The organism is Streptomyces sp. NBC_01304 (genome assembly GCF_035975855.1).
In the GTDB taxonomy this organism is placed as follows: Bacteria; Actinomycetota; Actinomycetes; order Streptomycetales; family Streptomycetaceae; genus Streptomyces.
This window is the reverse complement of sequence record NZ_CP109055.1, coordinates 8,194,475-8,220,383: the sequence shown is the minus strand read 5'-3', so window position 1 is coordinate 8,220,383 and position 25,909 is coordinate 8,194,475. Positions and strand designations below refer to the sequence as shown.

At 70.9% G+C, this 25,909-nt stretch carries 23 protein-coding genes; 10 read left to right on the top strand and 13 right to left on the bottom strand.

What is annotated here, in order from left to right; genetic code table 11:
- Positions 1 to 67 precede the first annotated feature (67 nt).
- Complete coding sequence (locus tag OG430_RS36525) at positions 68 to 3,454, top strand: BTAD domain-containing putative transcriptional regulator (RefSeq protein ID WP_327356933.1); 3,387 nt, start codon at positions 68 to 70, stop codon at positions 3,452 to 3,454.
- A gap of 42 nt (positions 3,455 to 3,496) precedes the next feature.
- On the opposite strand, the gene OG430_RS36520 is transcribed toward OG430_RS36525, so the two are convergent.
- From OG430_RS36520 to OG430_RS36495, 6 genes are all read right to left on the bottom strand, one after another.
- A complete protein-coding gene (locus tag OG430_RS36520) occupies positions 3,497 to 4,462 on the bottom strand; it encodes a siderophore-interacting protein (RefSeq protein WP_327356932.1) in 966 nt (321 codons plus the stop codon).
- Positions 4,463 to 4,584: 122 nt separating this feature from the next.
- The gene (locus tag OG430_RS36515; protein WP_327356931.1) at positions 4,585 to 5,574 is read right to left on the bottom strand and encodes a TerC family protein; all 990 of its coding nucleotides are present in this window, start codon (positions 5,572 to 5,574) and stop codon (positions 4,585 to 4,587) included.
- A 321-nt stretch (positions 5,575 to 5,895) separates the two neighbouring features.
- Positions 5,896 to 7,902 (bottom strand): TerD family protein, encoded by a 2,007-nt coding sequence (locus OG430_RS36510; RefSeq protein ID WP_327356930.1) that lies wholly within the window; start codon positions 7,900 to 7,902, stop codon positions 5,896 to 5,898.
- A 147-nt stretch (positions 7,903 to 8,049) separates the two neighbouring features.
- Positions 8,050 to 8,628: a TerD family protein gene (locus OG430_RS36505; protein ID WP_327356929.1), complete on the bottom strand. Its 579-nt coding sequence runs from the start codon at positions 8,626 to 8,628 to the stop codon at positions 8,050 to 8,052.
- A 180-nt stretch (positions 8,629 to 8,808) separates the two neighbouring features.
- The gene (gene uvrB / locus OG430_RS36500) at positions 8,809 to 10,947 is read right to left on the bottom strand and encodes an excinuclease ABC subunit UvrB (RefSeq protein ID WP_327356928.1); all 2,139 of its coding nucleotides are present in this window, start codon (positions 10,945 to 10,947) and stop codon (positions 8,809 to 8,811) included.
- A 40-nt stretch (positions 10,948 to 10,987) separates the two neighbouring features.
- A complete protein-coding gene (locus tag OG430_RS36495; protein WP_327356927.1) occupies positions 10,988 to 11,824 on the bottom strand; it encodes an MHYT domain-containing protein in 837 nt (278 codons plus the stop codon).
- 266 nt (positions 11,825 to 12,090) lie between these two features.
- Here OG430_RS36495 and OG430_RS36490 point away from each other — a divergent pair, with 266 nt between their 5' ends.
- The 3 genes from OG430_RS36490 to OG430_RS36480 all read left to right on the top strand — a co-directional run bounded on the left by OG430_RS36490 (position 12,091) and on the right by OG430_RS36480 (position 15,301).
- Complete coding sequence (locus tag OG430_RS36490; RefSeq protein ID WP_327356926.1) at positions 12,091 to 12,993, top strand: glycerophosphodiester phosphodiesterase; 903 nt, start codon at positions 12,091 to 12,093, stop codon at positions 12,991 to 12,993.
- Positions 12,994 to 13,118: 125 nt separating this feature from the next.
- The gene (locus OG430_RS36485; protein ID WP_327356925.1) at positions 13,119 to 13,691 is read left to right on the top strand and encodes a methylated-DNA--[protein]-cysteine S-methyltransferase; all 573 of its coding nucleotides are present in this window, start codon (positions 13,119 to 13,121) and stop codon (positions 13,689 to 13,691) included.
- A 326-nt stretch (positions 13,692 to 14,017) separates the two neighbouring features.
- On the top strand, positions 14,018 to 15,301 hold the full coding sequence (locus OG430_RS36480; RefSeq protein ID WP_327356924.1) for an MFS transporter: 1,284 nt from the start codon (positions 14,018 to 14,020) through the stop codon (positions 15,299 to 15,301).
- Here OG430_RS36480 and OG430_RS36475 read toward each other — a convergent pair.
- Positions 15,291 to 15,695 (bottom strand): cupin domain-containing protein, encoded by a 405-nt coding sequence (locus tag OG430_RS36475; protein WP_327356923.1) that lies wholly within the window; start codon positions 15,693 to 15,695, stop codon positions 15,291 to 15,293. The genes OG430_RS36480 and OG430_RS36475 overlap by 11 nt on opposite strands.
- A 6-nt stretch (positions 15,696 to 15,701) precedes the next feature.
- Complete coding sequence (locus OG430_RS36470; protein WP_327356922.1) at positions 15,702 to 16,598, bottom strand: class I SAM-dependent methyltransferase; 897 nt, start codon at positions 16,596 to 16,598, stop codon at positions 15,702 to 15,704.
- A gap of 116 nt (positions 16,599 to 16,714) precedes the next feature.
- Here OG430_RS36470 and fdhA point away from each other — a divergent pair, with 116 nt between their 5' ends.
- The gene (fdhA, locus tag OG430_RS36465) at positions 16,715 to 17,941 is read left to right on the top strand and encodes a formaldehyde dehydrogenase, glutathione-independent (protein ID WP_327356921.1); all 1,227 of its coding nucleotides are present in this window, start codon (positions 16,715 to 16,717) and stop codon (positions 17,939 to 17,941) included.
- 133 nt (positions 17,942 to 18,074) lie between these two features.
- On the opposite strand, the gene OG430_RS36460 is transcribed toward fdhA, so the two are convergent.
- Positions 18,075 to 18,500, bottom strand: a complete 426-nt coding sequence (locus OG430_RS36460; protein ID WP_327356920.1) for a VOC family protein — start codon at positions 18,498 to 18,500, stop codon at positions 18,075 to 18,077.
- Positions 18,501 to 18,617: 117 nt separating this feature from the next.
- Between OG430_RS36460 and OG430_RS36455 the strand changes: the two genes are divergently transcribed.
- Positions 18,618 to 19,523, top strand: a complete 906-nt coding sequence (locus tag OG430_RS36455; protein ID WP_327359382.1) for a pseudouridine-5'-phosphate glycosidase — start codon at positions 18,618 to 18,620, stop codon at positions 19,521 to 19,523.
- Positions 19,520 to 20,425 carry a carbohydrate kinase family protein gene (locus tag OG430_RS36450; RefSeq protein ID WP_327356919.1) on the top strand — a complete coding sequence of 302 codons (906 nt, stop codon included), beginning with the start codon at positions 19,520 to 19,522 and terminating at the stop codon, positions 20,423 to 20,425. Before OG430_RS36455 ends, OG430_RS36450 begins: the two co-directional genes overlap by 4 nt.
- 104 nt (positions 20,426 to 20,529) lie before the next feature.
- On the opposite strand, the gene OG430_RS36445 is transcribed toward OG430_RS36450, so the two are convergent.
- On the bottom strand, positions 20,530 to 21,324 hold the full coding sequence (locus OG430_RS36445) for a methyltransferase (protein WP_327356918.1): 795 nt from the start codon (positions 21,322 to 21,324) through the stop codon (positions 20,530 to 20,532).
- Positions 21,325 to 21,864: 540 nt separating this feature from the next.
- On the opposite strand from OG430_RS36445, the gene OG430_RS36440 reads away from it, so the two are divergent.
- Positions 21,865 to 22,170 (top strand): hypothetical protein, encoded by a 306-nt coding sequence (locus OG430_RS36440; RefSeq protein WP_327356917.1) that lies wholly within the window; start codon positions 21,865 to 21,867, stop codon positions 22,168 to 22,170.
- A 95-nt stretch (positions 22,171 to 22,265) separates the two neighbouring features.
- Here OG430_RS36440 and OG430_RS36435 read toward each other — a convergent pair whose 3' ends face one another.
- The 3 genes from OG430_RS36435 to OG430_RS36425 all read right to left on the bottom strand — a co-directional run bounded on the left by OG430_RS36435 (position 22,266) and on the right by OG430_RS36425 (position 24,022).
- Complete coding sequence (locus tag OG430_RS36435) at positions 22,266 to 22,685, bottom strand: CBS domain-containing protein (RefSeq protein WP_327356916.1); 420 nt, start codon at positions 22,683 to 22,685, stop codon at positions 22,266 to 22,268.
- A gap of 168 nt (positions 22,686 to 22,853) precedes the next feature.
- On the bottom strand, positions 22,854 to 23,249 hold the full coding sequence (locus OG430_RS36430; protein WP_327356915.1) for a PPOX class F420-dependent oxidoreductase: 396 nt from the start codon (positions 23,247 to 23,249) through the stop codon (positions 22,854 to 22,856).
- Positions 23,250 to 23,383: 134 nt separating this feature from the next.
- Entirely contained in the window at positions 23,384 to 24,022 is a 639-nt protein-coding gene (locus OG430_RS36425; protein WP_327356914.1) for a uridine kinase, read from the bottom strand.
- Between the two features lie 361 nt (positions 24,023 to 24,383).
- Between OG430_RS36425 and OG430_RS36420 the strand changes: the two genes are divergently transcribed.
- Positions 24,384 to 24,866 (top strand): anthrone oxygenase family protein, encoded by a 483-nt coding sequence (locus OG430_RS36420; RefSeq protein WP_327356913.1) that lies wholly within the window; start codon positions 24,384 to 24,386, stop codon positions 24,864 to 24,866.
- 29 nt (positions 24,867 to 24,895) lie between these two features.
- Complete coding sequence (locus OG430_RS36415) at positions 24,896 to 25,573, top strand: DUF2293 domain-containing protein (RefSeq protein ID WP_327356912.1); 678 nt, start codon at positions 24,896 to 24,898, stop codon at positions 25,571 to 25,573.
- Positions 25,574 to 25,909 lie beyond the last annotated feature (336 nt).

Below are 25,909 nucleotides of genomic sequence, written 5' to 3'. Positions count from 1 at the left end.
GCCCGGACGGGCTGCGCGGGCCGTGCGGGACCGACCGATTGTCAGTGCCTGCCTCGACAATGGTCTGGTGACCCACCGCTACCTCGTACTCGGCACCACCCAGGCCCTGCGCCGGGACGGCACGGCCGTTCCGCTGGGCGGGGCCAGGCTGCGTGCCCTGCTGGCCGCCCTGGCCGTGTCCTGCGGGCGGGCGGTGCCCCTGGAGCAGTTGGCCGCGCAAGTCTGGTCCCCGGAGGAGGAGCCGCCCGCGGACCAGGTGAAGGCGCTGCAGGCGCTCGTGGGGCGGCTCCGCAGGGTGCTCGGGACGCAGGCGGTGGCCTCGGTGCCGGGCGGTTACCGGCTGGTGGCCGAGCGGGACGACGTCGATCTGTTCCGCTTCGAGCGCCTTGCCGGGGAGGGGACTCGGGCGCTCGACGGAGGTGAGGCAGGCCCGGCGGCCGGGCTCTTCGAGGAGGCGCTGGCGCTGTGGCGGGGGCCCGCGCTGCTCGATCTGCCGGGCCGGGCACAGGATCCGGCGGTCGTCCGGGCCGAGCGTCGGCGCTTCGAGGCGAGGCGGGGCAGGCTGGCGGCCGAGGTGGCCCTGGGCCGCGCCGAGGCCGCCCTCGACGAGTTGGCGGCGCTTGCCGCCGAGGCTCCGCTGGACGAACCGGTGCAGGCGCTGCGGCTGCGGGCGTTGCGGGACGCGGGCCGGTCGGCGCAGGCCCTCGCGGCGTACGAGGAGACGCGACGGCTGCTGGTGGCGCGCCTCGGGGCGAATCCTGGGCCTGAACTGCGGCAATTGCACGCCGAGTTGCTGAACCCGACAGCCCGTCCCGCACCGGAATCGACCGGTCCGCGATCGAGGACTCCCCACACCAGGGCCGTGCGCGGCAACCTGCGCGCCCGGCTGAGTTCCTTCGTGGGGCGCGAGACGGAACTGGCCGCCGTGGCACAGGAGTTGAGACAGCAACGCCTCGTGACCCTGCTCGGCCCAGGCGGCGTGGGCAAAACACGCCTCGCCCTGGAAGCCGCCGAAGCCGTGCGCGAGGCCTGGCCCGACGGCGTATGGGTGGTCGAACTGGCCGCAGTACAGCCGGAGAAGGACGCGCCGGGGACCGCACCGCGCTCGACGGAGGCTGTGCAGGGCGTGGCAGAGGTGGCACTCACCGCGCTCGGCGCCCGTGAGACGGCGGTGCGCGGCGCGGGGGCGGCCGACGAGCTGGCGACGGCCGCGGTCCGCGACCCGCCGGCCCAGCTGGTGGAGCAGTGCGGGCGGCGCCGCATGCTCCTGGTCCTGGACAATTGCGAGCATGTCATCGGCGCCGCAGCCGAGTTGGCGCAGGCCCTGCTCACCTCCTGCCCCGGGGTGACGGTCCTGGCCACCAGCCGCGAGCCGCTCGGCGTGCCCGGCGAAATCGTGCGCCCCGTGGAGCCGTTGCCGAAGGACGTGGCACTGCTGCTGCTCGGCGAGCGCGGGGCCGCCGCGCGCCCCGGGTTCCGCATCGAGGACGATGCCGAGGCGTGCGCCGAGATCTGCGTACGCCTGGACGGGCTTCCGCTGGCCGTCGAACTGGCCGCGGCGCGGCTGCGGGCGCTCACCGCCCGCCAGCTCGCGGACCGGCTGGACGACCGGTTCCGGCTGCTCGCCGGCGGCAGCCGGACGGCGCTGCCCAGGCAGCAGACGCTGCGCGCGGTGGTCGACTGGTCCTGGGATCTGCTCGACGCCGCCGAGCGCACGGTGCTGCGGCGGCTCGCGCTGTTCTCGGACGGGTGCGCCCTGGAGCAGGCCGAAGAGGTGTGCGGGGCCGGGGCGGATGTCGTGCAGGCACTGGCCTCCCTTGTCGACAAGTCGCTGGTGATCGCCGTACCGGACGGACCGGACGGCATGCGGTACCGGCTGCTCGAGACCGTCGCCGAGTACGCGGCCGAGCGCCTGGCCGAGGCCGGGGAGCGGGAGGCCGTGGCGCGGCGCCATCTCATCGCGTACCGGGAACTGATGCGTACGGGCGAGCCGGAGCTGCGCGGCCCGCGGCAGGCACGGTGGCTGACCCGCTTCGAGGCCGAGCACGGGAACGTGAGGGCGGCGCTGCGCACAGCAGTTGAGCTGCGCGAGGAGCAGGAAGGATTGTGTCTGGCGCTGTCCATGAGCTGGTTCTGGCAGCTGCGCGGGCATCAGGCGGATGCCCTCCAGTGGTCGGGCGCGGTCGCCGGGCTCGGGCCCGATCCGTTCGCCGAACCCCTGCGGGTCGCCGCACCGCTGGGCGCCAGATGCACGGACGAACCACCGCCTTGGGACGAGGAACAGCTGTGGGAGGCGCGGCGCGGGGTGCACCTCGTGGTGCGCGCCACCAGCCACGCGGGTGCCGGCGACGCCCTGGCGGACCCGGGAGCGCAGGCCGAGTTGGGCCGGATCGTCGCTGCGTACCGGCGAGGGCAGCCGCAGACCTGCCGACAGCCGGGCTCCATGTGGTACTTCGCGCGGCTGATGACGGGCGGGCTCACCGGGCTCGAGGAGACGATGGACGCCGTCGTCGCCGACTGCCGTGCACTGGTCCTGACCTCGGGGCAGGCCGACGGCGCCCGGGACTTCGGCTGGGATCTGGGCTACGCGCTGTTGATGCGCGCGAAGTTGCTGTACGACCGCCCGGATGCGCTGGACCGCGCCGGGCGAGACGCCGATGAGGCGCTGCGGGCCTTCGAGCGGGCCGGGGACCCTTGGGGCATCGCCGAATCGCTGTCCGCGCGTGGCGAGGCGGCCGTGCGGCACGGTCGGTACGCGGACGCGGCGCGGGACTTCGAGGGCGCGCTCGAAGGCGCCGCACGCATCGGCGCGCACAGCCAAGTACCGGCTTTCCAGGCCAGATTGGCGCAGGTCCGACTGCGTACCGCCGTCGACAGGGCCGGCCGGGACGGCGCCGAGCGGCTGCTGCTCGATGCGGCCCGGGATGCGGACCGGTTCGGGGGCGAGCCGTTCAGCACCGCCCGGCTGCTCCTCGCCCAGCACTACGGCGGCAGCGGGCGGACCGGCGCCGCCCATGAGCAACTGGACGCACTGGAGCGGGCCTTCCCGCCCGACTCGCCCGAGCTGTTCGTCGGCGCGCTGGCCGGTGTGCGTGGCTGGCTGGACTGCCTGGACGGGGAGTTCGCGCGCGCCGAGCGGCGCCTGAAGGAGGCCGTGCGCCGGATGTCGAGCGTGACGTATCTTGTCGCGCCGCACCTCGTCATCGACCAATTCCTGTGCGCCGCCTGGGCAAAGGCGGCGCTCGGCACGGGCGAGGACGGGGCACGACTGCTCGGGGCGTTCGACCGCGGCACGGCCGGCGGGGGCCTCGGGTTCCGGCCGTTCCCCGATCAGGCGGAGCCACGGGAGCGGGCCGAGGCGGCGCTGCGGGCGGCGCTCGACGAGGGGACGTACCGCCGCACCTATGCGGAGGGCGGCGACCTGTCCGTGCGGGAGGCCGCCGACCTGGTGTGACACCTACTGCTGGCACCTACCGCCGGCGGCTGTCGCTGACGGCTACTGCTGGCGGGCCTGCGCCAGGAGTTCGGCCACATCGGCCAGGTCGGCCTCGGTGGGGGCGTCGTCCTGGGTCAGTCTGAGCCGCCAGTAGCCGGCGAAGTCGATCGACGGCTTGGCGAGGCCGCGTTCGTCGACCAGATGCCGACGCAGAGCACGCACGGACCCCGACTCCCCCGCCAGCCAGGCGTACACCGAGCCCTCGGGAAAATCCGCGGCGCGTACGGCTTCCAGGAGTACGTCGCTGCGGCCGGGCGGCGTACCGCCGCGGTGCAGCCAGTGCACGGTGAGGTCGGCGCGCGTCTCGAAGCGCAGCTGCTCGGCGGCGTCGGCGACCTCGATGAACGCGACCGCGCGGGCCGCTTCGGGCAGGGCCTCGATGATCGTGCCGAGCGCGGGCAGCGCAGTCTCGTCGCCGGCGAGGAGCGTCCAGTCGGTGGTGCCGAGGGGCAGGTCCTTGGCGAAGTAGGCGGAGGGGCCGAACATGCCCAGCCGGTCGCCCGGCCGGGCGGTCTGGGCCCAGCGTGTGGCGGGTCCTTCGACGGTGTCCGCACCGTCGCCGTGCGGGCCTTCGCCGTGCGGGCCTTCGCCGTGCGGGCCTTCGCCGTGCGGGCCTTCGCCGTGAAGGACGAAGTCGATGTCGATCGTCGCTTGCTGCGGGTCGTGGGCGCGCACGGTGTAGCTGCGCATCCAAGGGCGTACGTCTTCGGGGATGGCGTTGTACGCGGCGTACCAGCGCATCAGATCGCCGTCGGCGTCCGGCTCCGGGAGGCGCGGGACGGTCTGGCCCGGCTTGGGGAAGTACAGCTTGACCTGCTGGTCGGGTGCGTCGAGGCGGAAGTCCGCGAGGTCGGGTCCGGTGAAGGTGACACGGGCCAGGCCTGGGGTGATGCGGCGGGTCCGGGCGACCTCGATGAGGCGGAGCGGCAGGCCGGAGGTGCGGGGTGCGGTGTCGTCGTACGTCATGCGGAGGACGCTCTCAGTGGCCGTCGACAAACGGTCGACAGCCCGCCTACACGCGGGGGCGTGTGGGCGGGCTGCCGGGTGGGGACGGGGTGAGTCCCGGGTGGGTCAGGCCTCTATGCGGATCAGGCCTCTATGTCGTCCTTGGGCCGGTCGGCGACAGCTTCCGCCTCGGCCTGCTTCTTGGAGGCGATCAGGCTGGTGATGGTCGTGATGACCAGCACGCCGCAGATGACGCCCAGGGAGACCGGAATGGAGATCTCCGGGACCCCCACGCCGTTCTCGTGCAGGGCGTGCAGCACCAGCTTGATGCCGATGAAGCCGAGGATGACCGACAGGCCGTAACTGAGGTGGACCAGCTTCCTGAGCAGGCCGCCGATGAGGAAATACAGCTGTCGCAGACCCATCAGGGCGAACGCGTTCGCGGTGAAGACGATGTACGGGTCCTGGGTCAGGCCGAAGATCGCCGGGATCGAGTCCATCGCGAAGAGGATGTCGGTCATGCCGATCGCCAGCATGACGACGAGCAGCGGCGTCATGACCTTCTTGCCGGCCTGGACCACGAACAGCTTGGTGCCGTGGTACTTGTCCGCGACGCCGAACTTCTTCTCGATCGACTTGAGGATCTTGTTCTCCTCCCAGCCCTCTTCCTCCTCGTCGGCCCGCGCCTCCTGGATGAGCTTCCAGGCGGTGTAGATCAGGAACGCACCGAAGATGTAGAAGACCCAGGAGAAGCTGGCGATGATCGCGGCACCGGCGGCGATGAAGATCGCACGCAGGACCAGGGCGATCAGCACGCCGATGAGCAGCACCCGCTGCTGCAGATGGGACGGCACCGAGAACTTCGCCATGATCAGGATGAAGACGAAGAGGTTGTCGACACTGAGCGACTTCTCGGTGATGTAGCCCGCGAAGAACTCACCCGCGGCCTGACTGTTGCCCCAGATCAGCAGGCCGATACCGAAGAGTGCGGCCAGCACGATCCAGACAACCGTCCAGATCCCGGCTTCCTTGATGGACACGTCATGGGGCTTACGCCCGATGAAGAAGTCGGCACCAATAAGGGCACACAGGCCCACGATCGTGATGACCCACAGGGTCAGGGAAACATCCACTGCGCCTCCGGCAGTACGTAACGGCACAAATACCAGCGTCGTCGCTGCCGGAGGTCTCTTCCACCCGAGGCTTCGTCACCTCTCGCTCGGGCCGATGTCCCGGGACCCGAACAGGTCCGTATTGACGGGCACATCGCAGTCGGGAGTACTCCCCTCCGCACCGCGAACATTACCCGGTAGCTAAAGAAAGGTAAAGGGAAAGGTAAAGCGCAGCCCAAGTTCGCAGCTCAGGGCGCCAGGGTCAAAGCTCCGGAGCCGAAACGCCAAAGGGCCCCTCGTAGGCCGAGGAGCCCTTCGCGGTCGAACTGGATCGGGCGCGCGTCAGCGGCGCCACTCCCGGCGGGCCGCGGCCAGCTGGTTCAGGACCTGCTGCAGCACCTGGCTGCCCGGCGGGGTGAGCGCGGGCTCATACGTCCAGGCGTGTCCGATCCACGGGTCCGCCAGGTGGTCGTCGGGTACCGGGGTGAGGCGGAGCAGGGCGCGCCACAGCGGGTCGAGGACGGGGCCGTACTCCGCGGCGTCCTCACGGTCGGCGACCATCAGCAGGTGTACGCCGACGCTGGGCCCTTCGTCGGCCAGATAGCGCAGCTGGGTCACGGCCCGGTCGTCGAAGCCGTGCGGGAAGTCATGGACGATGAGCAGCTGCTCGGCGGTGTCGAGGTCCGGCGGGAGCGAGTCGGTCGCCCCCGCTCGGATGGCCATCTGCACCAGGTCGACGCGCTCGGTGAGCTTCGCCAGAACGTCCGTGACCCCGGCGGCGCCCGCGGCGGGCGGCGTGGTGAGCGCGCCGGACTGCAGCAGCGGGGCGAGCGAGCCCGCGGCCGTACCGGCCGGGTCGATGACGTGGAGCGTGAAGTCGCCGGGCGGGTAGACCGCGAGCAGGCGCGCGGCGATGGCCACGGCGGTGTCCATGGCGAGGCGGCGCAGCTCGTCGCTGTCGGCGATGGAGGCGGTGGCCGACGACGCGGAGCGACCGCTGTCGATCCACAGCCCGCGCTCAAGGGGCAGCCTGACCAGCATCGGGATGCGCAGCTCGGGGCTCTCGGGCAGATGCAGATCGCCGAGGCGCAGGGCCATCGGGACCTCCATGGGAACGCGGTACGCATGCCAGACCGGGTTGTCCCAGGAGGCGAAGGCCGCGGGCAGGGCGGGCTCGACGACCTGGACCTCGGCGGTGAGCTGGGCCAGGTCGCGGTCGAGGGCCTGCCTGGCCTGGTCGACCAGCTGGGTGCGCTTGGCCTGGGCGGCCTCGCGGGCCGCGTCGCCCTGGTTGCCGATACGGCTGCGCGGGTCGGACAGGACCTTGTCGAGCTCCTGCTCCATGCGGGACTCGGCGAAGTCGACGGCACTGCGGTAGGCCGCGGTGGTGCGGGCCAGGTCCTCGAACATGCCCCAGACCTGGTTGTAGAGCCGCTCCTCCATGGACCAGCCGGTGGCATCGCCCGCGACGGGCTGGGCGGGCTGTCCGGGCTGGGCCGGGGGCGCGGTGGGCGCGGGCGGCGGGGGTGCGGTGGTCTGGCGGCCGGGGTGCGCGTAGCTGATCGGGCCCGTCGCGGCCGGGGCGGGCTGCTGGGGCGGCACGTTGGGCGACTGCGGGGGCGGTACGTCGCCGGCTCCGGGTGTGCCGGACCCCGCCGGGCCGCCGATGCCCTGCGGGCCGGGGGCGGGCTGGGTCGCCTGGCCGCCCGGGGTGGGCTCGGAGCCGTGGGCCGGTGCGCCACGGCGCACCCTGTCGCCGTCCGCCGTGCGCGGCGGCGGGGCGGAGACGGAACGGGCCATCCCGCCGGCCACGGCGTCCAGGATCTGTCCGGCGATCTCGCGGGCGCCGGGCAGGCCCTGGTCGTTGAGCATCTCGGCGAGGCCGCCCGCGTACCCCTGGCCGACGGCGCGCACCTTCCACGCGGCCTGCCTGCGGTAGAGCTCGATGGCGACGACCGCGGACTCGGAGTCCAGGTCGGTGATGGTGTAGCTGGCGACCTCGGAACCGTCGAGTCCGGTCACGGCGACGAAGGGCGCGGCAATGGCCCCGAAGCGGACCGGGCCGCCGACCCCGACGGGCAGGGCGAGCAGCACGTTGACGCGGTCCACCGTGTCCGGCAGCGCGCCCAGGTCGACGGCCAGCCGGTGGTCGGCCGCCGCCTGTTTGGACACTTCGAGGCCGGGCAGCTGGGGCGAGGCGGGATGGGCGATCCACTCGGTGCCGCGCACCTTGCCCTGCTCATCGCTGAGCGTCGCGCCCGCCACGATCGGCTGACCCGCCGACACCCGGATCTCCAGACGGGTCTGGGGCAGGGCGTGGTTCTGCCCCCTGACCAGCTCGGCCGTCATCGCCTTCGTCCCCCTCGTAGTGCTGTGCTCACCACGCGCGTGGTGCTGTGTTCACCAGGGCTCGCGGTGCTGCGTTCGCCGTGGTGCGGCACAGCTCCCGGGTGGCGCCTGCCTCCGGGAGCTGCGTACGGACAACTGCCAACTGTCTTACAGGTGCGGCAGGATCGACGGCATCAGGTCCTGGAAGGTCCGGCCGTTGGCCGGGGTGCCCAGGGCCGTCATGTTCCAGCCGCTGCCCGCGCGGTGCACCTTGGCCATGATCTGGGCGGTGTACTGGCCGCCGCCGTCGAGCGTGTAACGGGCCATCTCCTGGCCGTTGGTCTCGTCGACGATGCGGCAGAACGCGTTCTGCACTTCCTGGAAGGTCTGGCCGGTGAAGGAGTTCACCGTGAAGACGATCTGGTCGATGTGCACCGGGACGCGCTGCAGGTCGACGAGGATCGCCTCGTCGTCGCCGCCCTGGCCGACGCCGCCGACCAGGTTGTCACCGGTGTGCCGGACCGAGCCGTCGTCGCTGACGAGGTGGCGGAAGAACACGACGTCCACGGGCTGCTTGTCCGCGAAGAGCACCGCCGAGGCGTCGAGGTCGACCTCCCGGGTGCGCGAGCCGAAGAGGCCGCGGCGCGGAGCCGCCTGCCAGCCGAGCCCCATGCGCACCGCGGTCAGGGTGCCCCCGTCGTTCTTCTGCAGGCTGATGGCCTGACCCTTGGTCATGTTGACCGTCACGCGCTGTCCCCTCTCGAACAATCCCCAACAACCGCCTGTGTATGCGGTTGTCCTGCACCCTACGCAGTGCCACTGACAGTGCCGCACCCCGGTCCGGGATTTGTGGCGGTCTTGCAACACACCGCCACGTCCCTTCGGCCGCAGGCTGATCCACGACGAGCGGGGAGGCAATTCCTGGCGTCAGGCCAGGCCGGCTTCCTTCATCTGACGCAGTTCCTTCTTCATCTCCGACACCTCGTCACGCAGCCGGGCGGCCACCTCGAACTGCAGGTCGGCGGCGGCGGCGCGCATACGGTCGGTCATCTCCTCGATCTGCTCGGCCAATTCAGCGGCGGGGCGGTCGGTCGGCACGGTCTCCTTCGCCTTGCCCTTGGCGGACTTGGCGGATCCCGCCTTGGGGTTGCCGAGCGAGGGCACCGGGGCCTTGGCGCTCTTGCCGTCCTTGGACTTGCGGTAGCCGCTGCCGAGGAGCTGCTCTGTGTCGACCTCTTCGCGGGCGATCGTCGCCACGATGTCGTTGATCTTCTTCCGCAGGGGCTGCGGGTCGATCCCCTTCTCCTTGTTGTACGCGATCTGCTTCTCCCGGCGCCGGTTGGTCTCGTCGATGGCCTTCTCCATCGCCGGGGTGATCGTGTCCGCGTACATATGAACCTGGCCGGAGACATTGCGCGCGGCGCGGCCGATGGTCTGGATCAGCGAGGTACCGGAGCGCAGGAAGCCCTGCTTGTCGGCGTCGAGGATGGCGACCAGTGAGACTTCGGGCAGGTCGAGGCCCTCGCGGAGAAGGTTGATGCCGACCAGTACGTCGTACTCACCGGCGCGCAGCTCGCGAAGGAGTTCGATCCGGCGCAGCGTGTCGACGTCGCTGTGCAGGTACCGCACCTGGATGCCGAGTTCGAGGAAGTAGTCGGTGAGGTCCTCCGACATCTTCTTGGTGAGCGTGGTGACCAGGACCCGCTCGTCCTTCTCGACGCGGGTGCGGATCTCGTGCACCAGGTCGTCGATCTGCCCCTCGGTGGGCTTGACCACGACCTCGGGGTCGACGAGCCCGGTGGGGCGGATGATCTGCTCCACGAAGCCGTCGCCACGAGAGAGTTCGTACTTGCCCGGGGTCGCCGACAGATAGACGGTCTGGCCGATGCGCTCCTGGAACTCCTCCCACTTCAGCGGGCGGTTGTCGAGCGCGGACTGCAGCCGGAAGCCGTGGTCGACGAGGGTCCGCTTGCGGGATGCGTCGCCCTCGTACATGGCGCCGATCTGCGGCACCGTGACGTGCGACTCGTCGAGGACGAGCAGGAAGTCGTCCGGGAAGTAGTCGAGGAGAGTGTGCGGCGGGGTGCCGGGCTCACGGTCGTCGAAGTGCATCGAGTAGTTCTCGACGCCGGAGCAGGAGCCGATCTGGCGGAGCATCTCGATGTCGTACGTCGTGCGCATGCGCAGCCGCTGGGCCTCAAGCATCTTGCCCTGCTTCTCCAGCTCGGCGAGGCGCTCCTCGAGCTCCTTCTCGATGCCGTTGACCGCCTTCTCCATGCGCTCCGGGCCTGCCACGTAGTGCGTGGCCGGGAAGACGTGCACGGACTGGTCGTCGCTGATGATCTCGCCGGTGAGCGGGTGCAGCGTGGACAGCGCCTCGATCTCGTCGCCGAACATCTCGATGCGGACCGCGAGCTCCTCGTACACCGGGAAGATCTCGATGGTGTCGCCGCGGACCCGGAAGGTGCCGCGGGTGAACGCCAGGTCGTTGCGCGTGTACTGGATGTCGACGAAGCGGCGCAGGAGCTGGTCGCGGTCGATCTCGTCGCCGACCTTGAGCTGCACCATGCGGTCGACGTACTCCTGCGGCGTGCCGAGGCCGTAGATGCAGGAGACGGAGGCGACCACGACGACGTCCCGGCGGGTGAGCAGGGAGTTCGTCGCGGAGTGGCGCAGGCGCTCCACCTCCTCGTTGATCGAGGAGTCCTTCTCGATGTAGGTGTCCGACTGCGGAACGTACGCTTCCGGCTGGTAGTAGTCGTAGTACGAGACGAAGTACTCCACCGCGTTGTTCGGCAGGAGTTCGCGGAATTCGTTCGCCAGCTGGGCCGCGAGGGTCTTGTTCGGCGCCATGACCAGGGTCGGGCGCTGGAGCTTCTCGATCATCCACGCGGTGGTGGCCGACTTGCCCGTGCCGGTCGCACCGAGCAGGACCACATCCCTCTCACCTGCGCGGATGCGTCGCTCCAGGTCGGCGATGGCCGTCGGCTGGTCGCCACTGGGCTGGAAGGGGCTGACGACCTCGAAAGGCGCCACCGAGCGTTCGATCTTGGTTTCGGGCCGCATGGAACCACCGTACGACCCCCCACTGACAACGGGGTCGTGATCACCACTCCTGGCGGTGACCGGCGCCTCTCGGCGGCGGCGACGTCCGCGCCGGAGCGGGGGCCGGGCCGCGCTGCGCGGGTACGTCGCCGCGCTGCCAGTCCGGCTTTCCCATCACCATGAGCGGGTCGAACATCACGACGACTCCGGCGAGGAGCAGGAAGGCGAGCGGCCCGATCATCATGGGCGCGAGGAGCTCGGCCGGGGAGTCCCCCGACGTGGAGCCCACCGAGCCGTGCAGCTGGACCTTGAGGGCCGCCATGCCCATGTAGTGCATGCCGCTCACCGCCAAGCCCATCACAAGACTCGCGCCCAGGCTCCAGAGGATGCCGCGAACCTGGGCGGCGGCCCACAGGGCGGCCGTCGCGGCGACCACGGCGATCACCACGGACGCGGCAACCGTGAGGGTGTCGTACTGGAGCGTGCCGCGCAGACGCATTCCAGCCATTCCCAGATAGTGCATGGAAGCGACGCCAAGGCCGGTGATCGTGCCGCCGGTGAACAGCGCCATCACGGTCGCCCCGCGGTATCCCACGATGAAGATCCCGATGCCCACCATGACGATCGCGACGCCCAGGCTGGCGAAGGTGGTGGGGGCGTCGTAGTGGACCGGCGCCTCCTTGACCTTGAAGCCCATCATCGCGATGAAGTGCATGGTCCAGATGCCGGAGCCGATCGCGGCAGAACCGAGCGCGAGCCAGCCCGGCCGCCAGGAGTGCTCCACGAGCAGCGACCTGGTGGTGCAGCGCAGACCGAGAGCACCCCCCAGGCAGGCCATGAGGTACGCCACCACCGGCGTCACCAGGCCATAACTGAATCCGTCGACCGTGCCCTGCATGCGCGGTATGCCCTTCCACCCTGATTCGCCCTGGAATGCCCCTGAGCCCCCGTGCAACCGCCGCCGTAGCGGACATGGTTGAGCCGAGATTAGAGCGCCCTGAGGAACGTACGACCGATTATTCGGCAAAGAATCCTAGGCGCGCGACATCCTCGGTCTCGGTTGGGCAACTCCGTTCAACGTGTGTCCATCCTGCCCCTATGTTCCGTTGGCCCACGGCTGACACCCTCGATCGGTCCGCGCACCTGTCGACGCGAGGAGTTCACGTGTACGCACGCTCTGCCGCAGCAACCGCCGCCGCAGTCATGGGAGTCTGCGCCTTCCTGCTCCCCACCTCCGCCGCCCACGCCTCCACAGCCACCGCACAGACCGCCACCGACACCGACAGACCCCTGGTGGTCGCGCACCGCGGCGCCTCGGCGTACGCCCCGGAGAACACCTTCGCGGCCATCGATCTGGCCGCCGACATGGGCTTCCGCTGGGTCGAGAACGATGTGCAGCGCACCAAGGACGGCGAGCTGGTCATCGTCCACGACGACAACCTGAAGCGCACGACGAACGTCGAAGAGGTCTTCCCGGACCGCGCCCCCTGGAAGATCAAGGACTTCACGGCGGCTGAGATCGCGCAGCTGGACGCGGGCAGCTGGTTCGATCCGAAGTTCGCCGGCGCGCGCGTGCCGACGCTCACCCAGTACATGAACCGCGTCCGGCACAACCACCAGAAGCTCATCCTGGAGATCAAGAAGCCGGAGCTCTACCCGGGCATCGAGACGGACACGCTCCGCGTCCTGAAGAAGACCGGCTGGCTCGACCCGCACCACATCAAGAGCAAGCTGGTGATCCAGAGCTTCAGCGCGGACAGCGTGAAGGAAGTGCACAAACAGCGCCCCGACATCAAGACCGGCTTCCTCGGCACCCCGGCGGTGGCGGATCTGCCCAAGTACGCGGAGTTCGCGGACCAGATCAACTCGACCCACACGACGATCTCCGCGGATTACGTGGCCGCGATCCACGCCCTGAAGGGCCCGCGCCACAAGCCCCTGGAGATCTTCACCTGGACGGTCAACGACGCCCCCAGCGCGGTGCGCGCGGCGGGGTTCGGGGTGGACGGGATCATCACGAACACGCCGGACGTGGTGCGCAAGGCCGTGAGCGGCGAGGACGACTGACGCTCCTCTGCGGCGAGGTCCCTCCCCATGAGGCGTGTTGCCGACGGTTTCGCCCGGTGAAGGGCGATGCCGGCGGTTCCTCCTGGTGAGGAGCTTTGTCAGTGCTCGGTCGTACGGTGGTCTGCGTGAACACTCCTCGTGATCCGCGTGATCCGCAGACCACCGGCCAGGGCGCCGAGTGGGCCGTCGTCGACAGCGACATCGGTCCCCTCCTTCTCGCCGCGACGCGCGACGGCCTGGTCAAGGTGGCCTTTCACGCCGACGCGCGCGTGCGCGACAAGACCCTCGAGCAGTTGGCGGCCCGGCTCGGCTGCGACCCCGTCGAGGCTCCCGGCTCACCACGCCTCGCGGAGCCGATACGCCAGTTGACAGCCTACTTCGCGGGCGAGCTGCGCGAGTTCACGCTCGACCTCGACTGGACGCTGATCACCGGGTTCAACCGCGAGGTCCTGCGCGAGCTGGCGGCCGGCGTGCCGTACGGCTCGGTGGTCGGCTACGGCGACCTGGCCGCGCGCGTGGGTCAGCCCGGCGCCGCCCAGGCGGTGGGGGTCGCCATGGGCGCGAACCCCCTGCCGGTCGTGGTGCCCTGCCACCGGGTGGTGGAGAGCGACGGAGGGATCGGGGGCTTCGGCGGCGGCCTGGAGACGAAGCGGCAACTGCTGGCACTGGAAGGGGTGCTGCCGCAGCCGTTGTTCTGAGGGCGCGGCAGCGGTTGTCCGGAGAGGACGCAGCCGCTGTGCCGAGGGGACGGCAGCTTCTGTGCCGAGGGGACGGCAGCGGCAGTTCTGAGAGGGCGGCAGCTTCTGCGCCTAGGGGCGGCCGCAGTAGCCCTTGCCGTACCTGGGCGGTGCTGCACCGCGCCGCCGGGCCGGACCGCAGTGCGTGGCGCTCACCGACAGGCGGGAGACCGGCCCCGCTCTCCCAGCCCTCCGCGAAACCCCGTTTCCTTCGCCCGTACCCCCTGACACACTGCGCCGGTGACCTCCACCCCCTCCGGACCGGCCCGCTGCGGGACCCGCACCCGATGACCGCCACCGACCGCCCCCTCATAGCCGTCGAGCCGGACCGGCTGCCCGCGCTCCGCCGACGTACCAACGCCGTGCTGATCGCCAGCCAGATACTCGGCGGTCTGGGCGTCGCCACCGGCATCGCCCTGGCCGCAGTCCTCGCCACGGAAGTGAGCGGCACCGAAGCCCTTTCGGGCCTCGCCCCGACGGCGACCGTGGCCGGCACCGCTCTCCTGTCGGTCCCGCTGGCCGCCCTGATGACCGCGCGGGGCCGCAGGCCGGGCCTGGTCCTCGCCTACCTGATCGGCGCGCTCGGCGCGGGTGTTGTCGTCGTGGCGGCGGTGCTCGGGAGCTTTCCGCTCCTCCTGATCGGCATGGCCGGATTCGGAGCCGCCTCCTCCGCCAACCTGCAGGCCCGCTTCGCCGCCGCCGACCTCGCCGCGCCGGAGCGCCGCGGCCGCGCCATCTCCACGGTCGTCTGGGCCACGACCATCGGCGCGGTCCTCGGCCCCAACATCGCCGCCCCTGCCGGCGACAGCGTCTCCGGCCTTGGCATCCCGCAGGCCGCGGGGCCCTTCCTCTGGGCGTCGGGGGTGTTCCTCGTCGCGGCCGTCACCGTCGCCGTACTGCTGCGTCCTGATCCCCTGCTGACCGCGCGTGCGCTCGCGCCCGCCGACGAGCAGTCGGCCGAAGGCCGCTCCCTGCGCGCGGGATTCGCCGCGGTGACCGCGTCGCCGCGCGCCAGACTCGCGCTCACCACGGTCGCCGTCTCGCACACCGCCATGGTCTCGATCATGTCGATGACGCCGGTCCACCTCGGCCACCACGGGGCGAGCATCGATCTGATCGGCCTGGTCATCAGCGGCCACATCCTCGGCATGTACGCGTTCTCACCGGTCATGGGCTGGCTGTCCGACCGGCTCGGCCGCCTCGCGGTGATCGGCCTGTCCGTCGGCCTGCTCGCCTGCGCGGCGGCCCTCGCGGGCACCGCGGGGCCCAGCCACGCCCAGACCGCCGTCGGACTCTTCGTGCTCGGACTCGGCTGGTCGGCCGGCCTGGTCTCCGGCTCGGCGCTGCTCACCGACTCCGTGCCGCAGCAGGCCCGCGCCGCCGCCCAGGGCCTCTCCGACCTGACGATGAACACCGCGGCGGGCATCGGCGGAGCGGTGGCGGGCCTGGTGGTGGCGCAGGCCAGTTACGGCTGGCTCAACCTGATCGCGGCTCTTCTGCTGCTGCCGCTGGCCGGGTTCGCGCTGCGCTCCGCACGCCCCCAGAAGGGCCCGGAGGGCGCTAAAGGCTGATGTGGTAGGCCTTGCGCAGCGTCTCGTGCACGGTCCACGTCGTACGGTCGCCCTCGCGCAGGACCGCCGCGTCGCCCGGCCCCACCTCCAGTACGTCGCCGCCCTCGACCTCGATCGTGGCGCGCCCGCTGACGACCACGAAGAGCTCATTGGCCTCGGTGTCGGTCACCACGCCGGGGGTGATCTGCCAGATGCCGCGCAGCTGTCGGCCGTCCGCCGACTCCCACAACACCTTGCCGGTCACCTCGGGGGTGCCGGACACGATCTGTTCCGTAGCGAGCGGCTCCGGCTCGAGTTCGGCGTCGGGGATGTGCACGACGAAGGAAGCGGGGGCGGCGGGTTCGACAGGTGCGGCAGGGGCTGCCTGCCCGGCCGGAGCATGATCAGTTGTCATGGCCGGTCACTCTAGGGGGCGCCGTCGGGCCGGCCCTCGCCGGGCGGTCAGTAGCGGCTGGAAGAACCCGCTGCGCTCAGGCTCGTGCCAGGTGACCCCGGTGAACCCCGCGTCCCTCGCGAGGCGGCTCAACTCCTCCCGGCCGAGCGCCCAGTAGGTGGTGCGCAGCGAGCGGGTGATCCAGGCGTCCCCGTCGGCCAGCAGACGGAAGTGCTCGAGGTCGTAGCGCTCGGCGTCCTCGTGCCAGTGCCACAACTGGAAGGTGACCACCCGGCCCTCGGGCCGCGAGCTGACAGCCGGCGGCGTGGCGAGCGGCCGCTCACGCAACATCGCGTCGTACGCGCGTGTGGAGACCAGCAGCAGCCCCTGGGGGCGCAGCAGCCGGTGCATCTCCCGCAGGGCGGCCAGCACGTCCTGCGCCGTGAGCAGGTGGGGCAACGAGTTGTCCGCGCAGACGACCACGTCGAAGGAGCCGTCCCGGAAAGGCAGTTCACGCATGTCGGCGGCCGCCGTCGGCAACGTGAGACCGCGTCGTGCCGCCTCGGCACGCGCGCGTGCGGCGGCGACGGGGCTCAGATCGGTGCCGGCCACCCGGTGGCCACGCAGGGCGAGCCCCACCGCCTGGGTGCCGATGCCGCAGGCGCAGTCGAGGACGTCGTACGCGCCACCGCGTGTGCCGTCGATTGTATTGTACGTCCCCTCTGTGCCGTACATCCCCTCTGTGCCGTACATCCCCTCGCCCGCGCATTCTGCGCGGATCAGCGCGTCGAGCGCGACGCCCTGGCGGACCGTGCTCGCCTCCCAGTCGGCGTAGTTGAGGTGATAGTCGGCGGCCAGCTCGTCGTAGAAGGACCGCACCGTGGGCTCGGGCTCGGGCAGGGGCAGGGGCAGGGGCTCGGGCATGAGCTCACGCTAGCTCGTACGCGCCCCCTGGCCGGACCCCGTGGGCGGTAGCAGACTCCGCCGTGCGAACAGGCCGAGCATCCGCTGCCGACAGCCGAAGGGACGGCGAGCGAGCCATGAGCGGAAACAGGGCAGTCGCATATCTCAAGCCGGGAGCCGTAGAGGTCAGGACGATCGACTACCCGACGCTTGAACTCCAGGACGGACCAGGTGTCGCACCCGACAATGTCGGCAGGAAGTGCCGGCACGGTGTGATCCTCAAGGTCCTCGCCAGCAACATCTGCGGCAGCGACCAGCACATGGTGCGCGGCCGCACCACCGCACCCGAGGGGCTGGTGCTCGGGCACGAGATCACCGGTGAGGTGATCGAACGCGGCCCCGATGTCGAGACCGTGGAGACCGGGGACATCGTCTCGGTTCCGTTCAACATCGCCTGCGGCCGCTGCCGCAACTGCAAGGAGCGCAAGACCGGCATCTGCCTGAACGTCAACCCGGCGCGCCCCGGGGCAGCTTATGGCTATGTCGACATGGGCGGCTGGGTCGGCGGGCAGGCCGAGTTCGCGATGGTGCCGTACGCGGACTTCAATCTGCTGCGCTTCCCCGACCGGGAGGCCGCGCGCGCCAAGCTCCTCGACCTGACCATGCTGTCCGACATCTTCCCGACGGGTTTCCACGGCGCCGTGACCGCGGGCGCCGGGGTGGGGTCCACGGTGTACGTCGCCGGGGCGGGCCCGGTCGGTCTGGCGGCCGCCGCCTCCGCGCAGCTCCTCGGCGCAGCCGTGGTCATCGTGGGCGACCTGAATGCCGAACGCCTCGCGCAGGCACGGAGTTTCGGGTGCGAGACGGTCGACCTGCAGCGCGGGAACCTGGACGAGCAAGTGGCCCAGATCCTCGGCGAGCCCGAGGTGGACGCGGCGGTCGACGCGGTCGGCTTCGAGGCACGGGCGCACGGGCCGAGCGCTCCCGAGGCCCCGGCAACCGTGCTCAACGCCCTGATGGGCGTGGTGAAGGCAGGCGGCGCCCTCGGCATACCCGGGCTCTACGTCACCGACGACCCCGGTGGCGTAGACCAGGACGCGCGCACCGGGACGCTGAAGGTGCGCCTCGGGCTCGGCTGGGCCAAGAGCCATCGCTTCACCACGGGGCAGTGCCCGGTGATGCGCTACCACCACGCGTTGATGAAGGCGATCCTGCACGAGCGCGTGCACATCGCGAAGGCCGTGAACGCGACGGTGATCGGCATCGAGGACGCGCCGCGCGGCTACGCGGAGTTCGACCAGGGGGCGAGCCGCAAGTATGTGCTCGATCCGCATGGTGCGCTGGACGGGGTGCGCCCCGTCTGAGTGCGGCTGGGCGTGCTCGGGTCGTACGCGTTGATCGCGCTCCACGCGCGCGTACGCGTGCGTGCCCGGCTTTCACGCTTCACGCGTGTGTGCCCGCGCCTCGGTCGAGGCGCGGGCACGCACGATCGCCGGCTCAGTCGTAGTGCCGGGCCTCGAAGATGTTGCCGTCCGGGTCGCGGAAGTAGAAGCTGCGCCGTGCCGCACCGCAGGCGCCGAAAGCGCCGTGCCCGAGGTCGGACAGGGGCACGCCGTGGTCACTCAGCCGGGCGTGCAGAGCGTCGAACTCCTCGGCACCCAGGGCGATGCAGACATGGTTGACGGGATGCCCGGCGGCGGCGTCCGCGCCCGGGACGACGTTCATGCGCGGCGCCATCTCCCGGGGCGCAAGATCGAAGATGGTCTCCTCATTGAGCCGCACCGAGGGAAACGCCACCTCCTTGTCGGCGAATTCGGCAACCCTCAGCGGTGTCAGGCCGACCGACCTCTCGTAGAACTCCGCGGCGGCGAGCGGATCGCCCACCCATAGGACGACATGGTCGAGGCGTGTGGTGTCCGTCATGGGACCAAGGCTGCTGCTCGTCCGGTCCCGCTCGCAAGGGTTGGTCCGCCGAGTGGGTTTGGGCGGCGGTCGTCCTCGCCAGGGATGAGGAGAACCGCGGCGATGGGAGGCGTACACGTGCTGGTGGTGTCGGACGAGGTTCGCGAGGCCGTGGAGGAGCGGCGCCCGGTGGTCGCCCTGGAATCCACGATCATCGCGCACGGGCTGCCACGCCCGGACAATCTGCAAGTCGCCCTGGAACTGGAGACGTTGGTGCGCGGGCAGGGCGCCGTCCCCGCGACGATCGCCGTCCTGGACGGGCGGGCGCGGGTGGGGCTCGACAAGGAGCAGCTCGAGCGGGTCGCCAACGACGAGGGCATGCGCAAGCTGGGACACCGCGATCTGGCACCTGCCGTGGCGGCAGGTGCGAGCGGGGCCACGACCGTGTCGGGGACGGCGTTCCTCGCGGCCCGCGCGGGCATCAGGGTGTTCGCGACCGGGGGCCTCGGCGGGGTGCACCGGGAGTGGACCACGACTCAGGACGAGTCGGCGGACCTGGGGTTGCTCGCCCGGACCAGGATCGCGGTGGTCTGCGCGGGAGTGAAGTCGATCCTGGACGTCCCGGCGACGCTGCAGCGCCTGGAGACGCTCGGCGTTGCCGTCGCCGGTTACGGTACGGACCGCTTTCCCGGCTTCTATCTCGCCGACTCGGGGCATCCGGTGGACTGGACGCTGTGCTCCCCCACCGAGGTCGCCGTGGTCCTGCATGCCCAGGACCGGCTCGGCGGACCCGAGGCGGCACTGATCGTCGCCAACCCGGTGGCCGAGGACGAGCAGCTCGATCCCGCGCTGCACGCACGCGTGCTGGACGAGGCGCTGCGCGCGTGCGCGGAGCGGGGCGTCACAGGACAGGCAGTGACCCCGTTCCTCCTGGACCACTTGGTGCGGCATACCGACGGGGCATCGCTGCGCGCGAATCTGGCAGCCGTACGCGGCAACGTACGCCTTGCCGCCCGGATCGCCGCGGCCTGGTCGGCGTCATGACCTCGGGGGCCGCACCGGGCGGGGCGCTCCTTGTCGTCGGAGACGTCGTCACGGACGTGGTCGCCCGGCACCGTCAGCCGCTGGCACCCGGCACCGACACGGCCGCCGCGATCCGTCTCGTCCCCGGCGGCGCGGGCGCCAACGTGGCTTGCTGGGCCGCCCGTTGGGGTGCCCCAGAGGTGCGCATGCTGGGGCGGGTCGGGGCCGAGTCGGCGTCGTGGCACGAGGAGGCGTTGCGCTCGGCCGGGGTGCGTACGCAGCTCGTCGTCGACCCCGAAGCGCCGACCGGGACGGTGGTCTGCCTGGTGGATGCCACCGCGGAGCGTACGTTCCTGACCGACAGCGGTGCCGCGTTACGGCTGTCGCCCGACGACTGGTCGCCGGACCTGCTCGACGGCGTCGGGCATCTGCACCTGTCCGGCTATCTCTTCTTCGCCGAGCCGAGTCGGGCGCTCGCCGGGCTGGCCCTTTCGCAGGCACGCGCGCGTGGGGTGCCGGTGAGCGTGGATCCGGCTTCGGCGGGGTTTCTCGGCGAGTGGGGCGTGGACCGTTTCCTGGCGGCGACCTCGGGGGTCGAGGTGCTGCTGCCCAACCGTGACGAGGCCGCGCTGCTCACCGGGTTGCCGGATGCCGAGGACGCGGCGGCGAAGTTGAGCCGGGTCTTTCCGCTGGTCGTGGCCAGCCAGGGCGCGGAGGGTGTGCTGGTGTCCCGCTCCGGCGCGGTGTGCGAGCGCGTCCCCGCGGTGCCCGCGACCGCACGGGACACGACGGGGGCGGGCGATGCCTTCACCGGCGCCTTCCTGGCGGCGCGGCTGGCGGGTGCGACGGATGTGCAGGCAGCGGCAGAGGGGTGCCGGGCGGGGGCTTCGGCCGTCGAGCGGGTGGGGGGCCGGCCTGCATAGGGGCCCCCGGTCCACGTACCGTCAACGGCCTTACGCCGAGGTGGGGATGGGCGGCGAGCCGATGTCGACGCACCTCGCCGCAGCCATGCCCCGCGACCCCGCTGTCACGCCTTGCGACCCCACGCCGAGATCATCGGCGCCAGGGTCAGGTCCATGGAACCGCTCGCCACATGCGCGAGGTGCCGGTCGATGTCCGCGTCGGAGGCGAACCCGCCGGCCACGAGATGCTCACGCACCTGGTTGACAGTCGCGGTCTCCAGGGCGGCGCACGTCGGTGAGGTCATCGGGAAGTGGCCTTCGGCCTCGACCTGCACCAGACCGGCCGCACGCAGCAGGCGCGGGAGCTTGCGGCCGTAGGCCAGGTCCGCGCCGCGCTCGGCGAGCAGGGCACGGAAGCCGTGCCGCAGCCTGTTTGCCAACTGCTGCGCGGGGCCGTGCTCGTCGGGGCAGACCAGCGGTTGCAGAGCGGTGTCGGCGTCCTCGACGAGAAGTCGGCCGCCGGGGCGCAGCGACTTGATCATCGAGTGCAACGCCCGGTCCCGGTCGGCTACATGGACCAGGACGAGCCGGGCGTGCACCAAGTCGAAGCCCTCGCCGGGCGGTTCCTCCGCGCCCACGTCGTGGCGCAGCACCTCGACGGGTGGCCGGGCGGCGGCCGTCGCATGCAAGGTGTCGATGTCGGTGGCGACCACTCGCCCGGTCGGCCCGACCTTCTTGGCCAGCCAGCTGAGTACGGAGGTACCGCCCACGCCCACTTCCCAGCAGCGCCAGCCGGGTCCGACACCGAGGCGTTCCAGGTGCCGGAAGGTGGTCGGGTCGAAGAGGGTGGCAAGGGCGTCGAAGCGCTCGCCGGCCTCGGTCTGGCGGTTGTCGAGGAGGTAGCCGTCGGTTCGCGTCATGCCGCGATCATTCCAGTTGATCCGCATTCGCTCCGCATTTCGCGGGGTGATCGGCGAGGAAATTGCCTCGCCGGAGACTCGCGGAAGAATCGTGGAAAGTCTCGCGGAAAAGGGGAACCCGGACGGACCGAGCGGTGTACCAGAGACATGAACACAAACTCTCGCCCCTCGCACACCCTCGTACGACGACAGGCGCAGGCGTCTTCGGTTCCGACTCCGAATTCGCCTTCGGCGCAGGCTCCGGCTTCGTCACGGGATCGGCTCACCCGCCACGTTCGCTCCGCACGCACGCTGTCGGTCGGCGTTCTCGGCGCCGCCCTGGTGCTCTCGGGGTGCTCCGACCCTCCCTCGCCCCACGACCGCGAGCGGGCGGACGGCAAGGGAACAGCCGGGACAGCGTCGACTGCGCAAGCCGTGTCCGGTGGCTGCGGCCGGACACCCTTGCTGCGGGGCGCACCACCCGACTGGAATCCGAAGCCCGCGGGCTTCCCCCGGGGCCCGGGCAAGCTGCCGTATGTGCGGGGCACGCACGATGCGTTGATGGGCTACGTCTGGGCGCAGCCCCTGCGGGCCGGCAGTGGGGACGACTCGGGGAACAAGGTCCTTTGGTTCGTACGCCACCCACGCGAGGGCGATCCACTGACCGTCCGCGCACACCCGCGCGACGCGGAGCGGCCAGTGGTCAAGTCGACCGAACCGGCCGATTCGGGGCCCGGTGAGATCTATCCGTCGGGCATCAATGTGCCGGATCCCGGCTGTTGGACCCTGGAGCTCTCCTGGGGAGTCCACCGGGACGAGGTCGACCTCAAGTTCGCACCGCCTGTCGCTTCACGGGAGGCGGGATGAGGAGGTCAGCTCCATCAGCACTGCCAACTCCACCAGCGCTGCCAGGTTCGCCAGTTCCGTCAGGTCGGACAACCCCGTCAGGATCGTCAGCCCCGTCAGCTCTTGGCGTAGACGCTCTCGACCCAAGTCGCGATCTGGTCCTCGGACAGGTGCTTGGCGAGGTCGGCCTCGCTGATCATGCCGACGAGCCGCTTGTTCTCGATCACCGGCAGGCGCCGGATCTGGTGGCCCTGCATCTCTTCGAGCACCTCGCCGACATCGGCGCCCGCGTCGATCCAGCGGGGGGTGCCCTTGGCGAGGTCGCCGGCCGTGGTCTGCGCCGGGTCGTGCCCGAGGGCCACGCATCCGACGACGATGTCACGGTCGGTGAGGATTCCGCAGAGCCGCTCGTTCTCGTCGCTGATCGGCAGGGCGCCCACATTGAGCTGACGCATCAGCTCGGCGGCCCGGTCCAGGGTCTCGTGTGCGGGGATCCACTGGGCACCGGGGTGCATGATGTCTCCGGCTGTGGTCATGGTGTACCTCCCGATGGCCGGGTGGCCGGCACGGCGCGGTCGGCGCCGCTGGGACCGGCTGACCCATTCTCGCCGCCCGGATCACGGCCCGCACCCGCGAGCCGATTCCCGTCACCCTCCGTAAGCGCAAGGCGAAGAGCCTGCTCGCAAGCCATGCCGGAGGTCGGTTCAGGGCGAGAAGGTGATGACCTTCTTCGCGGTCACCCGGATGATCAGCCGTTGCTCCTCTTCCTTCTCGTTGGGCGGGTCGATGCCGAGGTATTTGTGCGACAGCTCGTGGGGCAGCCTCTTGTCGTCATCGGGGATGATCTCGGCGACGCCGCGAATCTCCACCGAGCTGTAGGGGTTGGCGAGGTCGAAGACCGACACGCTGACGCGGGGATCCCGCTCGACGTTGCGTGCCTTCTGCCGGCCTGCGGTGGTGGAGAACAGGACGGTGTCGCCCTCGCGCTTGATCCAGACGACGGAGTTGTGGGGTGTCCCGCCGGGGCCCACCGTCGCGACGCTCGCGAAGTTCTTGCCGTCCAAGAGGGTGCGGACCGGCTCGGTAAAGGTAGTTGTCATGGCACGCACCTTAACTTCATGCACGTGCATATAACAGTGATTACGGAAGTTCGAAGTGTGAACTCCCCTCGCCCGTTGCCGTGTTGCCGTGTTGCCGTCACGAGCCCGCCAGACACCTGGCGGGACCTGGGCCATCAGTCGAGGCCGGACCACGCCGGGTGCCGGGGGTCGTCGGCGCGGACGACCACATCGGCCGACCCGACCGGATCCACCTCGCTCTCGTACCGCTCGAAGGCCGGCAGCGCCCATCGCTCGTCGTCCGCCGTGCGGCGCTGCAGCGCACCCGGCGACAGGCGCAGGTGCACCGTCAAGTCGAAGGGAAACCACCGCCCGAGAAGCAGCGGACCGTGCAGCAACAGCACCCCGCCTGGGGGAAGTTGCATATACGGGCTACGGGTCGCACGGTCGGCCACCGGGTCCCACAGGTCGGGCAGCACGCGCCCTGTTCCGTCCGGGTCGAGCGGACCGAAGACCTCACGCCACAGTGCGCCGGTGTCGAACCAGCCGTCGTAGTAGGACTCGACGTCGTGGTGCCCGTACTCGAACCGCAGGGAGGCGGGCCGCAGGAACCCCTGCTCGGCGACGACGAGCGAGGGCCGCCCCTGCAGGGCAAGCGCGTCGGACAAGCGCTCGGCCAGCTCGGCCGTCCCGGCAGGAGGGGCACCGTCGACGGCCACCCGCAGCCAGGGGCTCCCGTCGTCCGCCTTCAGCTGGAGCAGGCGGTCGGTGAGGGCATGGGTGAGCCGCTCCCAGGTGATCGGTTCCAGTCGCACGGCGCCCATGATGCCTGGTCCGCCGTCGAGCGACGGGGGCGACCGACGACGGGTGGGCGTGTGCTGTGCAGCATCGGCAGCCCGTTGCCGGTAGCGGTAACCAGTAACCGGTAGCCCACAACCTGCACGGCCAGAGCGTCCAGATGGCCACAAGACGCCTGCGCATGCGGGTGCGCGCATCGGCCATGGCCTCGGCGGACGTACGGGATTTGACTTGTGGTGTCAGCGGACGCCGTGCAGGATCTTGCTCAGGCGAGCGAGCCGAGCGGGCCCAGAGAGCCCAACGAGCCGATCGAACCGAGCGATCCACCCGCACTGCGGCCACTGGCGCCCACCACTCCACCCGGACCCGGGAGTTGTCATGATCGACGGACCCTATTTCGTGCTGACCTTGCTGGCGGCGCTCGGCAGCGGACTGATCGCCGGAGTCTTCTTCGCCTTCTCCACCTCGATCATGCGGGCGCTGGCCGCTCTCCCTCCCGCGCAGGGCATAGCCGCGATGCAGAAGATCAACGTCGTGATCATCAACCCCTGGTTCCTCGGCGCCTTCATGATCACGGCGGTGCTGGCGGCCGTGGTGGCCGTGGTCACCTTCGTGCTGTGGCCGGACCACGGCCGGATCGAGCTGCTGCTCGGCTGTGCGCTGTACCTGGTGGGTTCGTTCGGCGTCACGGCAGCCGCGAACGTCCCGCGCAACGACGCGCTGGCGAAGCTCGATCCGCAAGCCCCGGAGAGCGCCGAGAAGTGGAAGACATACGTCGCCGAGTGGACGTCCTGGAACCACGTGCGGACCGGTGCGGCGGTGGCCGCGTGCGTGTCGTTCATACTCGGCCTGGCCGCCTGAGGAGCGCAGGCAGCGGGTAGTTCACCGGCATGCCAACTCCCCGCGCAGACAGGGATCTTGTCGCCGTGGAGCCGCGCGGCCCGCGGTACTGCGCCGAGTGCCGCACCGGCCCGCTCGCCCTGCTGGTCATGGCCGACGGCGGGCCGCACTGCCTCGACTGCGCGGACCTGGGCCACCTGGTCTATCTGCCGCGCGGCAGTACCGCGCTCACCCGCCGGGCGCGCGAGGGCAGTTCGCTGTCCGTGGTCGTGGTCCGTCGCAATCACCGGCGCAGGCGGTACGAGCGTCAGGGCGTGCTGGTCGAGGAGGCTGCCCTGGCCCTGGCCGAGCAGCGCTGTCTCGCAGATGCCGAGGCGCGGGCCCGGCGCCGGCAGCGGGATGCGGTGCGGCGGGCCGCGGAGGACGTGCGGTTCACGGCAGACTTCTCACAAGAGATCCGACGGCTCTTCCCCGGCTGTCCGGCGGAGCGCACCCGGCGCATCGCGGAGCACGCGTCGCTGCGCGGCAGTGGGCGGGTGGGGCGCAGTGCGGCGGGGCGAGCGTTCGACGAGGGGGCCGTCACGGCTGCCGTACGGGCCGCTGTGCGGCATGACGACACGGAGTACGACGCGCTGCTGATGGCCCGGGTGCCGCGGGCCGAGGCACGGCGGCAGGTGACGGCTGCGGTCGAGCGGATCCTGGCCGAGTGGCGGTCGGGGGCGGGCTGACGGTTCGCCTGCCGTGTGTGTGCCGACTTCGCTTGCCGCCCGTGCGCCGAGGCCGAGTGCCGCGTGTGCGCCGAGATCGCTGGCCGTGCGTACACCGAGGCCGATTGCGGTCTGGGCACCAAGGTCGCTGACGTGCGTACGCCCAGGCCGCTGCCGTCCGTGCGCCGAGGTCGAGCAGGCCAGGCCGTACGGAAACCGCATCGCCCCGGCCTGCGCGGAGACGGCCGACCCGCCCTCGCGCGGACACTGTCAACCCGCCCTGCGCGAAGGTCCGTCCCCGCACCGAGCCCGCGCCTGCAGGTCTGCAGGTCTGCAGGCCCAGAGCGTTCAACTCAT